Here is a 14974-nt window from a genome sequence, read left to right on the forward strand (position 1 = left end):
GGAGACGATGAACAATGGTGAAAATCATTCAAGACTTCATTTCAAAAGGGAATAAAAATCGACCAGGCAACTATATGAAGCCTTTATATATTACAGTTCATAACACAGCCAATACGTCAAAGGGCGCAGACGCAGCAAGTCACGCTAATTTTGTGAAACGCTCATCCACGGCGGTGAGCTGGCACTACACTGTAGACGAAAATGTGATCTATCAGCATTTACCGTTAAACGAAAATGGTTGGCACGCAGGAGACGGCAGAGGAACGGGCAATATGAAGTCAATTGGAATTGAGATTTGCGAAAATGCAGACGGCAATTTTGAGAAGGCGGTCGAAAATGCTCAATGGTTAATTCGCCAGTTAATGCAGGATCAAGGGATTCCATTAGCAAACGTTGTGCCGCATAAGCATTGGAGCGGGAAAGAATGTCCCCGCAAGCTGCTTAATCGTTGGGACAGCTTCAAAGCCGGGATCGCCGTTGCTCACACAAATAAAAAGCCGACTGTTAAACCAACAACAGCAGCACCATCCAAAACAGCAGCTTCCAAGCCTGCTAAAAAGTCATACAACCTGCCTACTGGCATTTTAAAAGTTACAAACCCTCTTACAAAGGGATCAGCAGTAAAAGCCGTACAAGAAGCCCTAGCGGCGGTTTACTACTACCCGGATAAAAAGGCAAAAAACAACGGGATTGACGGATATTATGGACCGAAAACAGCGGATGCGGTCAAGCGATTCCAATTGATGCACGGTCTTGCCGCCGACGGCATCTATGGTCCGAAGACTAAAGCAAAGCTCGAAAAAGCATTGAAATGAGTAAAACCCCTGTCCTTTTTAGGATGGGGGATTTTTTTGTATGTTGATTAGTAACATCGAATAAGTAAACTTTCTGAAGTATAGTTAAATATCTAAAGCATTTGCACCTATAAAAAAACATACATATTCCCATATATATTTTATGTATTTGTTTAAATCCCTTTTGATTAATTCGATCTAAGTAATATATTGTATTCAATACCATAATATTCTATAATTAACACTTGGAAGATCGTTAAAGTGTTGATTATCAAATTACGAGTCTAGGTCGTAATTTTTTAATAATACAATTCAAAGGGGAAACAAAATGAAGAGATTTATAACAAGTTTGAAAATCTTTGTTGCTGTCCTATTATTGTTTGCGATCACACCCATTGTAGCAACCGCAGAAGAAACTAACGATCAGTATTTAACGTTTGAAAAAGCAACGGATATTGTAACAAATGAAGACATAGAAAACTACAAGGCTCTAAGTGAAGAAGATATTATTGATCAAAAGACAGCAATTAGTGAGGGTTATGATGAAGGTGATGTTTTATCAAAAGAAGATACCTTATTTTTATTAACTCAAGCAGTTGTTGAACGTCAGGAACAAAACGAGGAAATTTCCACTAAAGGGATTAAATCATCAAAAAGTTTCACTGTTTCTAAAAAGAAATATGGAACAAAAGTGACTGTAAAAGGTACAATGTATCAAAATATTGCATTCCTTGCAGGTACATCATCGTATCGTGGGAATATAATAGCGACTCGAAACAGTGGAAAACTAAAACAAGTCTCCCTTAAAACGTATCATGATTCATTCGGTATTATAGGGTGGGGTGGAGGCTTTCCATCTATCGGTAAAGTATATGGTGGAAAAGTGAGTCATAAAAAGGTTGCTAATGCCAAAAGATATGCAATGGATAAAACACACCGTTACAATTCTATTATTCCAGCATATACAACTATGTGGACAAAAGCATCTGTGGTGACGAAGTCAAACAATGCGTATGATGTAGCTTCTAAAACATGGTCTAAATGGCATTAAATCTTTATGAAAGGAGATAGTAAATATGCCTTGGAATACGATTATTGGGGTTAGTCTATTTGTGGTTATACCTGTAGTCATAATCGCAGCAGTAATTTATTTTATTAAAAGAAAGAACACGAAAACATCTAATAGCTGATGACTTAAAAAAGAGCCGTTTATTTTAATTAGGCTCTTTTTTTATATTAGTTAATCAAAATTGCTCCGAATAAGGCTATACCATATCAAACACCCTAACTTTTGCGGTTTCTTTTCGGTGTGGAATTATTCAGAAAATGATAATATATGTCATTATAGGGAATAGCAAGGAAGGGGTAGGGTCTTATGGAGAAAGTTCTTTCTTCTCATGTCGGTATGAAAATCAATGAATGGTATTACCATATTCAAAGATTTAACGTACCGGACGCCGAAGCATATAAAGAAGAAATAAAATCTTTGCTCGATGATATGGAAGAAAACCAGGATTTATTATTATATTTCTCACTCATGGAGTTCCGACATAAATTAATGTTGGATTATTTGAATCCATTGGAAAATGGGAAAGAGCGTGCCAACTTTAGAGAACTAGCAATGAAAATAAAAAAGGATCAAGAGAAATTAACAGGCTTGCTAGATTATTATTTTAACTTTTTCTACGGCATGTACGAATTTGAAAACTATGAATACCTCAACGCAATTACCTTCTACAAACGAGCAGAAAAAAAGCTATCTCTTGTAAGTGATGATATTGAACGTGCCGAGTTCAATTACAAGATGGCTGAAATCTATTACCACATGAAACAAAACCACATGTCTATGCACCATATAGCCCAAGCAATAGAATGTTATAGAGAAAAAGAAACTTATACCGTTAGACAGATACAATGTTCCTTTGTCATTGGATTAAATTATATTGATATGGGTTGCCCCGAAAAAGCAAAGCCTCATTTTGAACACGCACTAGAAAAAGCAACGGAAAGCGACACTAAAAGATTAGTAGGATCAGCGCTTTATAATTTGGCGTTAAGCTATTTCCACAATGATGAAATTGTTGCTTCAATAAAATACTTAAATGATTCAATCAATGCTTTTAAAGAGCGAGGATATGAGCATTTTAACAGAATACTTGATCCATTAAGCGTGCTTGTAAGGTCGTATTTTCATGAGAAGGAAAACGATTTAGGGTTATATGCCCTTAACCAGGGAATAGAACTGGCTGAAAAATTAAATGATGACGTGATGCTTAAAGTGTTCACTTTTTATAAGGCGCTTTATGTCAAAGATGATTATGATAAAGTGTTGAGTGATACCGAATATTTAACCGATCGGGGAATGTATGCAATTCTTGAAGAATTGTCGAAAGATGCAGCAAGGAAATATAAATCAGTAGGAGATAAAGACAAGGCGTCGAACTTCTATGAGAAGGTTCTTTACTTCCAACAATTAATTAAAAGGAGCGATTGCCTTTATGAAATTTAAGTCAGTAGTAGCAACCCTCATCATTATTGGCACTTTGAGTACGCTTGGTTATTTTGCTTTTTCACAAAACCATGAAGAAGCTATAAGAGGGCACACATCAAGTATCGGTTATGATAAATTCCATTAAAAAAAGCCCTTTTCGGGGGCTTCTTTTTTATTTGAACCGCCATTCCTTCTTTTCCTTATCCCATGTCAATTCATTTCTTGAAATAAGATTTTTAACGGCTTTTCGTATAGATTGTTCGTCTTTACCTGTTTTTATTTTTAAGTCCTCAATTGTGGGGTTCTTGCGAAACCTGCTCATATTATAGATGATCCTGTATAGCTTTCTCTCAAGATCATTCATGAAATCACCACCGTGAACTATTTTATTTGAATATCTTTTTCATTAGCTTGCCGGATGCTTTACCCGCAGCACGTCGCATGATACGTTTTCCGATAGTACCCTTTTGAACGGCGTTGACGTCACCCAGGTATTTTGATGTCTTATAAAGGAATGATCTTATTTTGTTTATGTTCATTTTAAGCTCCTTTTACGTCTGTCCATTATAAAAAAACTCCCCAAACTTCCCCCAAACTTCCCCCCAAAAGAATACTATCATATAGTTGACTTTAAGAAGGTGGAATTTTTGTGAATTAGGAGAAAGTCAGTCATATCAATACTTTAATTTACTTAGAACGTACGTTTGGTAATGTGTTGGATTATTATTAGTAAATTGCAAATAGTCTTATTGTAAAAAGCAATGAGATTACATGGTTATTATTTAAAATAGCCAAAAATCATAATGTTGAAACCTTGCTGAAATTTGAAGAGGTCGACACATCTTTCTATCACTTTTATGATGAATGTCTCGCTGTTTTAGATGAAAAGCATACCATTATGTTAAATATTCAAGTGGTAGGAATTGGCTGAGCATTGGTAGAAGATGCAGTAGGGGTGCATAAGTTAAAAGATCGTTTGTTTTCGATCATTAGAGGATGTAGTGAAATGTATACAAAGTGAACTATCATAACAAGATAACTACCTATTTGAATCAATGGGTAGTTTATCAATGTATAGATGGTTCATCGTGTAAAATTTACCATATGCAAGACAATCAAAGTCGAACATATGGCTTAAAAACATGGACTATTTCGTATGGCTAGAATAAGCACAGTAAAAACAGCCGTTAAAATCAGTTTCACTCGTCATTTTTTTGGCTTCATCCATGGCGCTTTCACTGTTCATGTGCAGACCAATCAACGTACGGCTTGCTGCATCACCTAAAAATGCGCAGTCTTCTGTATGTACAACATATTGTCCTTGTTCATTTTTTGAATGAATAAAATAATAGCTTTTTAGCATATCCCTCACCTCCAACCTGACTATATTACTATAAAACTTCCAATATTGTAAAGAATTTTTATTAAAAATGTTGCATTTATACACATCCCTTTTATTTCATAAAAAGAAAAATTTGTTATAAGATAAGAAGAGCAAGGTCAATGAGAACAGAAAGGACGGTTTAGATTGAAAGATATTTTAACGCCTTTATTGGTCGCTTTTGTCGTTGGAGGTATTGTGTACGTGATAGATGATCAGCCGATTCATCCTTTTCTTCTTTTTCTCATCTTATTTATTAGCATTTATACAGTCGATAGAATCGTTCATTTTGCTTCAAATCATTTCGATGAGCAGAAAAAATAAGCGTCGTTTATGTTACTGCCATGAAAAAAGGACTTTCTATAGAAGAAAGTCCTCAGTGTGTAGACAAACTCTCGCATTCTTTGTCAGTTCTGTGTGCTGGTGCTCACGAATGTGAATTTCGCTCCGCGCCTAGTCCATCTTAGACCGCAAAGGTTTTCTATCACGCTGAAAAGAAGAAAAAGGGCTAAAATAAACATTATTTTAGCCCTTTTTGCTTCATCTATTGTACTCCCTGACCTTTTAATTCACGCTGTACATCTAAGTCAGCAGCTTCTCTGCTGAACTTTGGCAGTGTAATGAAGTAAAAAAGGAAGACGAGTAAAATAATAATACCCATTCCGTAATAAATGTAAGAAACATTGGTGATGAGCTTTGGAAATAACACGGCAATTAAACCTAGCGTCAATGATTGTGCAAACATGGTGAGCGGATCAACCCACCCTGATACGCGTCCCATCAGACGAGGGTGAACAATTCTTGGGAGCCAGCCTCCAATGACAATGTTGACTGGACCAATACATGTACCAATGACAAATGATGTGACATAAAATAACCATAATGTATGGGTAGAACCAAGGACAAAAATTAAAATACCTGCAATTAGAATTGGAATCGACATGAGATATTGCATCTTTACCTTTTTCGCAAGAATAGAGCCAAGTAAGCTTCCAACTAGAAGTCCGGCACCGATTGCGATCGTAAAAAAGGATGTATGCAGTTCAAAATGGTCCGGTGAAAGACCGTATTTCATTGTAAACATCGGAAGAACGGCAAATGCGCCATTCACAAGACCGAAAACAAAAAAGCCAAAAATTAAAGAAGCCAATAATTTATTCTTTAAAATATAGAGAATGCCTTCTTTAAAATCTTTTAGAGATGTTTTAACGGTCATGCCTTTCCAGCCTGCTTGTCCATTTGGCTGACGTGCTTCAATTGGAATATTGCATGATCGAATGAGAATACCGGAAATAATAAAACTGACCAAATCAATGGTAATGGCACCGTGAAGTCCAATCGTTTTATACATAATGGCACCAATACCAACACCAAATACCATAAACAAACTAAACAGCATCTGATTTAAACCTGCAGCTTTTGCATATTGATCTTTATTTAAAATGGCCTGAACGAGAGAGGCTTCAGCTGGATAGAAGAACTTCGTAATGGCACTTCTTATAAACAAGATCAAGAAAATAAGCGGCAGTGAATTAAAATAAATGACGATAAATAAAACGATCGTCAGCCCAGCTCGTATCCAATCACAATTCTCTGCGACTTTTTTACGATCAAAACGGTCTGCGACCACACCGACCATAAAAAAGACAAAGATCGTAGGCAGTGAATACATTAGCTCTGCTAAAGTGGCGTAAGCGGGCTGATGACTAAAATGGTCAAGCAAATAAAAGGCAAACGCCATATTGCCTACTGTTGTCCCCATTTGCGAGGCAAGTGCTGCAAAAAAGAGACGAACAAAATTTCTGTTTTTAAAAATATCCATAAATACGCTCCTTAACCTGAAGATCCCACTTTCTATCATATAAAATTTTAACCATTCGTACAATTGATTTCTCCTACTGGCTAATGGTCACAGGTGTTCCATTTGGAACAATTGAAGCAAGTTCGATGACATTCTGATTGTACATGCGAATGCACCCTCTAGACACAGCTTTACCAATTGAAGACGGGTTATTCGTTCCATGGATGCCGTAATGAACTTTTGAAAGGCTCAGCCAATAGGCGCCAAAGGGACCTCCTGGGTTTGGCTGTCTGTTGACAATATAATAAGAACCTGTTGGTGTCATGTTTAATATTCTGCCAGTTGCAATCGGGTATGAGCGCAAGAGCTGTGATCCAGAAAACAGCACGAGACGTTTCGCTGAAATTGACACAGATATGCGGTAAGGGATCGTGTTAGGATCCGGTAACCCAGGGATGATGATGACTTCATTTTGTTCTGGCTCGCGGGCTTGAAGTGACGGATTTGCAGCCTTTAAATCATCTGTCGTTGTTCGAAAATCAAGTGCTATAGAAGCAAGTGTTTCTCCACTTTTTACCGTGTATCGCAGCACGAAAGCACACTCCTTTTACTCAAATAAAAGAAGCCATGATCCCCGCCTCACATATACTATATGGACGGGATCAGGCCCAGTAAGGTTTCTCCTAACATTTGTCATGAGAATGATCTTTGTTTATACATATGCAGGAAAAGGTGATTTGGCTTCTCTTTACACGTGAGATGTTAAGGTGAAAAAAGTGATTTCAGGTTTGGCTAAAAACCGAAGCGGCAGTCTAGTTGTCCCAAGCCCGCGGTTGACATAGATACGGTGCTGATAGCTACCGTATAAGCCTTCGACATATGTACGCCCAAAAGGTGCTGTGAGAATCGGTCCATAGAAAGGAAGCTGTATTTGACCGCCATGCGTATGCCCAGAAAGCTGCAAGTTAATAGGTGTTGTTTCAAGTTCTAGTGCGGCATCAGGCTCATGCACAAGCAATAACGTAAAGAGATCAGAAGAGACTTCTCGTTTGATGAAATGGTAATCAGGCATACTCATCATGAGATCATCCAGTGTAGCGATCTGTATGCGTCCGCCTTCTTTTTCTAAGTGAAACACTTCATTTTTACATAATGTAAAACCGCAAGCTTTCATCGTTTCTTCATATACATCAATGCCAAAGGGTCCGTAGTCATGATTTCCGCATATGGCAAACTTTCCAAACGGAGCATCAAGCTTAGACAAAGAGGCTTTGGCTTTTTCATGTTCTTCAATCGATGCTTCAAAATCAACAAGGTCACCTGTAAACACAATGAGATCTGGAGATGCAGCGTTGATCTTTTGGACAACAGTCTCTAAATCTTTTGCCGAAAATGTATCACTTAAATGAACGTCACTAAATTGCGCAATTTTAAATTGGTCAAAAGAAGCCGGTAGCTGAGCATCATGAATGGTGAGTGATACGGTGTCGATCATGCGCGGCTCAATGTACCGAGCATAGCCATAACCGGATGTGGTCGCCAAAAGTCCGAGAATACTCGCACCAGCTGCTCCTTTTAAAAACTGCCTACGGGAAAGTTGCTTCATATAAGACTCCTTTAAAAATAAAATTAAGTATAGCATGATTTTTGATGAATCTCCCATATGGTGTATGGAGGGGAAATCATGATATGATAGATGGATAATGAATGAATAATCATTCAAAACACACAAAGGGGGAGAACAAATGACGAAGCAAACAGTGATTGTCACAGGAGGATCAAGCGGAATGGGAAAGGCGATGGCGACTCATTTGGCACTCGGGGGCTGGAATGTTGTGATTACTGGAAGAACAGAAGAGACCCTTGAAACAACGGCAAATGAAATCAAACAGCAAGGTGGTTCGATCGCTTATTTTCAAATGGACGTGCGACATCCAGAAGATGCTGATCAAATGGTGAAGTTTGCGGTAGATACATTTGGTGATGTGGATGCACTTATTAATAACGCGGCAGGCAACTTTTTAGTTCCAGCAGAAAAACTGTCTCCTAACGGCTGGAAAGCGGTCATTGATATTGTGCTAAATGGCACCTTTTTTTGCAGCCATGCAGTGGGCAACTATTGGATTCGTCAAAAGAAAAGCGGAAGTATGATCAACATGGTCGCCACATATGCATGGGGGGCTGGTGTTGGTGTAGCGCATTCAGCAGCCGCAAAAGCAGGCGTACTATCACTTACCCGAACGCTTGCAGTCGAATGGGGAAAGCAATATCGGATTCGCGTAAATGCCATTGCGCCGGGGCCCATTGAAAGAACAGGTGGTGCAGATAAACTGTGGGAATCAGAAGAGGCTGCCCAAAGAACATTAGATAGTGTTCCGCTCGGTAGACTTGGCACACCAGAAGAAATTGCAGAACTTGCGAGTTTCTTATTATCTGAGCATGCATCTTATATTAATGGAGATTGTATCACGATGGATGGGGGGCAATGGCTCAACCAATCACCATTTTGAATGACCGTGTAAGACCTGCTTTTGATATGGTATAATCACACAAAGAGAGAAGCAGGTGATGAAAATGGTCGATCCATTGGATATTTTAACGAATATTGAAGATGTTTTCCCGCACTATCAAGCGATCTTCAGTGCGGAGGAACAAAAAGTGATAGGCTATGAGATTCTTGGAAGAATGAAGCTTGAGTCGGGAACAGTTAGTCTAGGCTCCTTCTTTACGGATTCATCTATTCCTGACGAATATAAATTGGAAGTAGATCACAAAGTATTAAGTCAAGCGCTTGATCTCTTCACGACCGCAGATGAAGATTTGCTCATCTTTATTAATCATGATGCGAATGTCCTCATGCTTGATCATGGCGAAAGTTTTTTAGAACTTTTAAAAGAATATGAAGCAAGGGGTATTCAGCTTAGCCGGTTTGTCATTGAAATTACTGAACATACGTTTAGCGGCGACATTGAACAGCTTTACCATACGTTAACGTATTATCGTACATATGGGATCAAAATCGCCGTATCTAATATAGGAAAAGAAAGCAGCAATCTTGACCGGATTGCTCTGCTTTCACCTGATCTATTAAAAATAGATCTACAGGCTTTAAGGGCTTCGTCTCCATCTCCTTCCTATGAATATGTGTTATACAGCATTTCACTTCTTGCAAGAAAAATAGGAGCGGCTTTAATCTATGAAGACATTGAAGCGAATTTTCAGCTGCAATATGCATGGAGAAATGGCGGAAGATATTTTCAAGGCTTCTACCTTCACGAGCCTGCCGCACAATTAATTGACCGTAACAAACGAAAAGAGCAGCTTAAAGAAGAATTTCAACAATTCATTGCCCATGAGAAAAAGAAACTCCAAGCTGTCTATGAACATTCTGAAACCTTTTATAAGCGAATTCATCAAGCCGTCAGTACGTTAAAAAAATCATGCAGCACAAATGATGAACTTATACAAAAACTGGCACTTGAACTAACCGATTGCAGCTTTCGCATTTATATGTGTAATGAAGAAGGGTTTCAAATCACTGGAAACGTATTTAAGAAAGAGAAAGAATGGCTGTTTCAGCCAGAGTATATAGAGAAAAACTGGAGCTGGCGCCCTTATTTTCTAGCAAATATTCTTCAAATGAGAATTAGCGGAAAAGGATTTTTCAGCGATATCTACAGTGATTTAGAAACTGGAGAACGAATACGTACGTTTTCTTATCCGTTAGAGGGAGACGTGTATTTGTTTGTAGATCTTCCGTATGCTTATCTATATGAGCAGGAAGGATTAATTTAAAAGCAGCCGTCAAGGCTGTTTTTTTTATTAGAAAAAAGATAGAAAAAATGGTTGACAATGAAACTGATAATCATTATCATTTAGTTATAGAGAGAAGCTACTCTCTGTTCCCCAACCCCTCTATCAGATCAAGATCCAAAAAACTTGGCGCTACCCCCGCCAAGTTTTTTTTGTGCGCCAATCACTCCCTTCATGCATAGGACATCCCAATTCATCCATACACCTTAAATGATGATAGTTAGACAGTAGGAGGGAAAAGTCATGATCAAACGTGACAAGCGGCTGCTGATTGATTTACCAATGCCAGATCACCCAGATGCAAATGGTGCAGCGGCTGTGCAAGAATTACTCGGCGGAAAATTTGGTGAAATGTCCACATTAAATAACTACATGTTTCAATCGTTTAACTTTAGAGGGAAACGAAAGCTCAAACCATTTTATGATCTTGTATCAAGTATTACAGCTGAAGAATTCGGTCATGTAGAGCTTGTGACAACTGCAGTCAATCTCATGATTACGGGAACCACCCATGGGGGCGATCCAGATACGACCCCGATGAAAGCGGCTGTTGATAAACGAAATACGCAGCATTTTATCCAAACGGCACAAACAGGCTATCCGTTTGACTCCATGGCAAAGCCGTGGACAGGTGAGAATGTGTTCTCAAGTGGTAATCTGATTCTGGATCTTCTTCATAACTTCTTCCTAGAGTGCGGAGCTCGTACGCATAAAATGCGCGTATATGAAATGACGGATCACCCTACGGCAAGAGAAATGATCGGTTATTTACTTGTCAGAGGCGGCGTTCATGTTGTGGCGTATGCAAAAGCCCTTGAGGTAGCGACAGGGGTAGATGTTGGGAAGATGCTGCCAATTCCAAATCTCGACAATAAATACTTTGACTCTGCAAGAAAGTTTGAAGATCAGAATATTCATACAAAACTGTATACATTTAGTGATACGGATTATAAGGATATCAATCAAATTTGGAAAGGAAACCATCCGATTGATGGAAAGCCGCTGACGGTTATTGAGGGCACGCCAAAAGGTGCACCCGTGCCAGATTATAGAGATTTGCCGGAAGAGTTTGCTCCAGGTATTTCAAAAGAAGATTTTGACGAAATTGCGAAACGCCTGATGAGATCGGCCGGTTTATAAAAAACAAGATGCATGAGAAAAGAAAAAAGACTCAAAATAAAAAAACAGATTCTTTTTCTTTTTTTGAATTCAAGAGGAAAAATATCATCTGAGAACACTTTATGGTATGATGCTTTGTAGGACTTGTGTATAATCAATACGGGTTCATCTTGAGTTGTTTTTTTGAAAGGAGTCTTTTTTTAGAATGTCACAATTAATGGGTATCATTACAAGGCTGCAAAGTCTTCAAGAGACAGCAGAAGCTGCAAACGAGCCGGCACAGCGTTATTTCGAAGTGAACGGTGAGAAAATCTGTAGTGTTAAGTATTTCGAAAAGAATCAAACGTTTGAATTGACTGTTTTTCAACAAGGGGATAAGCCAAACACTTTCCCATTTGACAACATTGATATGATTTCGATTGAGATTTTTGAGCTTCTACAATCCTAAGCTGAATCGTATGAAATGTTTTTTCTAAGAATTCCTTCGTTGATTGCGGAAGCATACACTTCATAAGTGATGAACAAATGGAAGATGATCATTCAGTGCATTATTCGGATAAGAGACCATTGAAAAGGAGTTCCTTTCTGTGAGTGATTCTTTTTTCTTTAATCTTTCTGAAGAGCATTTAGCGTTTTCTGATGTTGTCATGAGAATGAAAGACTTTATTCAAAAAGACCCGAGATCTGTTTATGTACTATCAATTGGTACGGACTCTCAGGTCAATCAGAATGTCACAAGATTTATGACTGCAATTCATCTTCACCGGATCGGCAAAGGAGCTTGGGGCTGTCTCACGCAGCAAGTGTTGAATCGGCCTGTACAAAGTCTTAGAGAAAAAATTTCATTAGAGACAGCGTTTAGCCAAAAGGTATGTGCAGACATCCTTGAGGGACCTTTAACAGAACTGATGGATTTGCTTCTTCCGTTTGCTGAGGAAGGGGCAGACCTTCGTTTTGAAGTCCATCTAGATATTGGCAAAAAAGGAAGTGCAAAAGAGCTGATCCAGGAAATGACCGGAATGATCACAGCCATGGGAATTGAAGCAAAAATAAAACCCGACTCATACGCAGCATTTTGCTACGCCAATCGATACACAAAATAAATTCCGTCATTTTTCTCCAAACGTTGTCGAAACGTGCGGTTGACGATTCGATTCTAGTTCCTTATTCTAGCTGTATAGAGAGGAAGCAGACATTCAAACGCCTGCTAATCAATATAAAAGCATATATGAAACAGGGGGCCTGATGTTGAATGAGCGTCATCGAAAATCGTTTTAATGAAGAAGAGAAAAAGCTATTATTAAACGTATTACTGAATCAGGAATATGCTGTCGAATTACTAAGCAGTGAGATCAATGATATAGAATGTGGAACAAAAAATGTCGACGACAATACGTATAAGAAATTGATCACATTGTATGACAGAGTAAGGTTTGAGAATTAATATCGATTGAACATTCTATTAGATACTCTACGCTGAGTATCTTTTTTATGCAGAAAAAAATCTTTCGACAAAATTCGTTTTAGTTTATGCTTAATGTTAAAGGGGAATGTATGATTGATGATTGAGAGAAAAGGGGTCGAAGAAACATGATAGAGATAGAACCGGCTCAATTACTTGAGTCAACAGTAGCTGAGCATATGATTGATGCAGATAAAGTGGCACACGTTCAAATTGGAAATAATCTTGAGCACGCCCTATTGGTCCTGACAAAAACAGGATATACAGCCATACCTGTTCTGGATGCTTCTTATCACCTTCATGGGTTAATTGGAACAAATATGATCATGGATAAAATCTTTGGCTTAGAACGAATTGAATTTGAAAAGCTCGACCAATTGAAGGTAGAAGAGGTCATGCTATCAGATATTCCAAGACTGAAAACGACGGATCCTGTTTTAAAAGGCGTTCACGCTGTGACGAATAATGGATTTGTTTGTGTGGAAAATGAAGAGCAAGTATTCGAAGGAATTTTCACTCGGCGTGTTGTATTAAAGCGCTTAAATGAGGTCATTCATTCCGCAAAAAAATGAGCTGCAGCCCAGCTTATTTTTTTTGCCTTCATAAGCTATTATTTATATAATGACTATATAAAATAAGAAAAACTTATCAAGAGAAGGAGGGCGCCCATGCAGCTTCAAGAGTTACATATGCTTGTTGTACTTAGTGAGGAATTGAATATGAGAAAGGCTTCAGAGCGGCTCTTTGTCTCTCAGCCTGCCTTATCTCAAAGGCTGCAAACGATTGAAAAAGAGTGGGGAACCAAAATCTTTTTTCGTTCACAAAAAGGCTTGACAGTCACTTCAGCTGGCGAACAGATTATTCAATTCGCCAAAGAGGTCACGACTGAGCAGGATCGAGTGCGAGAGAGAATTGACGAGCTTGAAGGAGAAATTCACGGTACACTCAAGCTTGCAGTTGCGTCCATTATTGGTCAGCACTGGCTGCCAAAGGTGCTGAAGCGGTATGTCGAGAAATACCCAAATGCCAAAGTATCTCTTGTGACAGGCTGGAGTAGTGAGATGCTTAAAAGTCTGTATGAAGACCATGTCCACATTGGCATCATTCGCGGGAATCCTGATTGGAAGGGCACAAAGGAATATTTAATGACCGATCATTTATATTTAGTCGATTCTGTCATCAAGGACGTGGATGAGTTAATTGAGACAGAACGCCCGTTTATTCAATTTAAAAGTGATAGCACCTATTATCAAGAAATTCAGCACTGGTGGCATCAAAAGTTTAAAGTGTCGCCAAAACAGACGATTCTTGTGGACCAGATTGAGACATGTAAACAAATGGCCTATCACGGTATCGGCTACGCCATTTTGCCTTCGGTCACCTTATATGATCATGAGAAAAGTGTACACAAAACCCCGCTCGTAGACGCAAATGGAGAGCAAATCGGACGTGACACATGGCTGTTAGGATATGAAGCCTCTTTTCAGTTAAAACAAGTTCAAGCATTTGTTGGTGTGGTGAAAGAAATGCTTGAAAGTGAGGCAGTGTAAGTACTTCTGGAAGAGGAGGTGCTTTTTAGGATAAGTGGTTTGATTAGGTTTCTAATAGATTTATCTACTGAAAAAGCAGAAAGCTGGAAGAAATGATGAGAAATCAACAAAAAAAGAAGATGGATATACCGAAGTGGGGAACTTATTTACGCGAGAGATGGCGTGGACGTTTTGCAAGTCATCTTTCTTTAGAAGAACAAAAAGAGATTGGGATGGATGGTTTCCTATGGCACTTATGCAGCTGGGGAAAAGTTGAATGCCTTGAAAAAGAGGCAGCGATAAACGCCTTTCATCAGCAATCAAAGCATACATGTACTATTTTTTATCAATTTACTCAAGAAGCGTATCTGTTTGAAAACGCCAAGGAACTGTCAGTGAAGGAATTGCCATATACAGACGGACACATGGACTATAGCGATCTGTATGTCATGGATTGGGAAGAAAATTGGACATTTGTGATGACGCACGAATCCGATTGCGGTCCATATTTTATTCAGAAATAAAAAAAGAGTAAATCACAAAGAGATAGAGTGATAATCAATTATAGCCGCCTTCCAATTGGA

19 protein-coding genes are annotated in these 14974 nt (G+C 38.6%); 14 read left to right on the top strand and 5 right to left on the bottom strand.

Going from position 1 to position 14974, the window contains the following annotated elements:
- Positions 1–14: 14 nt before the first annotated feature.
- The 4 genes from NST73_RS07055 to NST73_RS07070 all read left to right on the top strand — a co-directional run bounded on the left by NST73_RS07055 (position 15) and on the right by NST73_RS07070 (position 3430).
- Entirely contained in the window at positions 15–815 is an 801-nt protein-coding gene (locus NST73_RS07055) for an N-acetylmuramoyl-L-alanine amidase (RefSeq protein ID WP_061418942.1), read from the top strand.
- A gap of 307 nt (positions 816–1122) precedes the next feature.
- A complete protein-coding gene (locus NST73_RS07060) occupies positions 1123–1845 on the top strand; it encodes a hypothetical protein (protein WP_061418945.1) in 723 nt (240 codons plus the stop codon).
- A gap of 324 nt (positions 1846–2169) precedes the next feature.
- The gene (locus NST73_RS07065) at positions 2170–3303 is read left to right on the top strand and encodes a RapH N-terminal domain-containing protein (RefSeq protein WP_061418948.1); all 1134 of its coding nucleotides are present in this window, start codon (positions 2170–2172) and stop codon (positions 3301–3303) included.
- On the top strand, positions 3293–3430 hold the full coding sequence (locus NST73_RS07070; RefSeq protein ID WP_165378952.1) for a hypothetical protein: 138 nt from the start codon (positions 3293–3295) through the stop codon (positions 3428–3430). The genes NST73_RS07065 and NST73_RS07070 overlap by 11 nt, the downstream gene beginning before the upstream one ends.
- A 27-nt stretch (positions 3431–3457) precedes the next feature.
- Here NST73_RS07070 and NST73_RS07075 read toward each other — a convergent pair whose 3' ends face one another.
- Together NST73_RS07075 and NST73_RS07080 are read right to left on the bottom strand one after the other, a co-directional pair.
- The gene (locus tag NST73_RS07075) at positions 3458–3649 is read right to left on the bottom strand and encodes a hypothetical protein (RefSeq protein ID WP_144739449.1); all 192 of its coding nucleotides are present in this window, start codon (positions 3647–3649) and stop codon (positions 3458–3460) included.
- A 783-nt stretch (positions 3650–4432) separates the two neighbouring features.
- A complete protein-coding gene (locus NST73_RS07080) occupies positions 4433–4648 on the bottom strand; it encodes a hypothetical protein (protein ID WP_058337408.1) in 216 nt (71 codons plus the stop codon).
- Between the two features lie 165 nt (positions 4649–4813).
- Between NST73_RS07080 and NST73_RS07085 the strand changes: the two genes are divergently transcribed.
- Positions 4814–4990, top strand: coding sequence for a hypothetical protein (locus tag NST73_RS07085; protein ID WP_162837046.1), 177 nt, complete (start codon positions 4814–4816; stop codon positions 4988–4990).
- A 220-nt stretch (positions 4991–5210) separates the two neighbouring features.
- Here NST73_RS07085 and NST73_RS07090 read toward each other — a convergent pair whose 3' ends face one another.
- From NST73_RS07090 to NST73_RS07100, 3 genes are all read right to left on the bottom strand, one after another.
- The gene (locus NST73_RS07090) at positions 5211–6488 is read right to left on the bottom strand and encodes an MFS transporter (protein ID WP_083588753.1); all 1278 of its coding nucleotides are present in this window, start codon (positions 6486–6488) and stop codon (positions 5211–5213) included.
- Positions 6489–6561: 73 nt separating this feature from the next.
- Positions 6562–7059 carry a L,D-transpeptidase family protein gene (locus NST73_RS07095; RefSeq protein ID WP_024719572.1) on the bottom strand — a complete coding sequence of 166 codons (498 nt, stop codon included), beginning with the start codon at positions 7057–7059 and terminating at the stop codon, positions 6562–6564.
- Between the two features lie 156 nt (positions 7060–7215).
- On the bottom strand, positions 7216–8073 hold the full coding sequence (locus tag NST73_RS07100) for a metallophosphoesterase (protein ID WP_024719571.1): 858 nt from the start codon (positions 8071–8073) through the stop codon (positions 7216–7218).
- Between the two features lie 139 nt (positions 8074–8212).
- On the opposite strand from NST73_RS07100, the gene fadH reads away from it, so the two are divergent.
- From fadH to NST73_RS07145, 9 genes are all read left to right on the top strand, one after another.
- Positions 8213–8977, top strand: a complete 765-nt coding sequence (fadH, locus tag NST73_RS07105) for a 2,4-dienoyl-CoA reductase (protein ID WP_019743904.1) — start codon at positions 8213–8215, stop codon at positions 8975–8977.
- A 64-nt stretch (positions 8978–9041) separates the two neighbouring features.
- The gene (locus tag NST73_RS07110; RefSeq protein ID WP_039168704.1) at positions 9042–10262 is read left to right on the top strand and encodes an EAL-associated domain-containing protein; all 1221 of its coding nucleotides are present in this window, start codon (positions 9042–9044) and stop codon (positions 10260–10262) included.
- A 261-nt stretch (positions 10263–10523) separates the two neighbouring features.
- Positions 10524–11420, top strand: coding sequence for a manganese catalase family protein (locus NST73_RS07115; RefSeq protein ID WP_019743902.1), 897 nt, complete (start codon positions 10524–10526; stop codon positions 11418–11420).
- Between the two features lie 184 nt (positions 11421–11604).
- Positions 11605–11847 carry a DUF1797 family protein gene (locus NST73_RS07120; RefSeq protein WP_003212254.1) on the top strand — a complete coding sequence of 81 codons (243 nt, stop codon included), beginning with the start codon at positions 11605–11607 and terminating at the stop codon, positions 11845–11847.
- A 139-nt stretch (positions 11848–11986) separates the two neighbouring features.
- Positions 11987–12502 (top strand): ribonuclease H-like YkuK family protein, encoded by a 516-nt coding sequence (locus NST73_RS07125; RefSeq protein ID WP_268382301.1) that lies wholly within the window; start codon positions 11987–11989, stop codon positions 12500–12502.
- Between the two features lie 149 nt (positions 12503–12651).
- A complete protein-coding gene (gene abbA / locus NST73_RS07130; protein ID WP_008347999.1) occupies positions 12652–12843 on the top strand; it encodes an antirepressor AbbA in 192 nt (63 codons plus the stop codon).
- A gap of 146 nt (positions 12844–12989) precedes the next feature.
- Positions 12990–13433, top strand: coding sequence for a cyclic-di-AMP-binding protein CbpB (gene cbpB / locus NST73_RS07135; protein ID WP_007498671.1), 444 nt, complete (start codon positions 12990–12992; stop codon positions 13431–13433).
- A 96-nt stretch (positions 13434–13529) separates the two neighbouring features.
- Positions 13530–14411, top strand: a complete 882-nt coding sequence (locus NST73_RS07140) for a LysR family transcriptional regulator (protein ID WP_039168691.1) — start codon at positions 13530–13532, stop codon at positions 14409–14411.
- A 95-nt stretch (positions 14412–14506) separates the two neighbouring features.
- Positions 14507–14914: a DUF4275 family protein gene (locus tag NST73_RS07145; protein ID WP_058337405.1), complete on the top strand. Its 408-nt coding sequence runs from the start codon at positions 14507–14509 to the stop codon at positions 14912–14914.
- Positions 14915–14974: the final 60 nt, after the last annotated feature.

The organism is Bacillus sp. FSL W7-1034, from assembly GCF_038593365.1.
GTDB lineage: Bacteria > Bacillota > Bacilli > Bacillales > Bacillaceae > Bacillus > Bacillus altitudinis.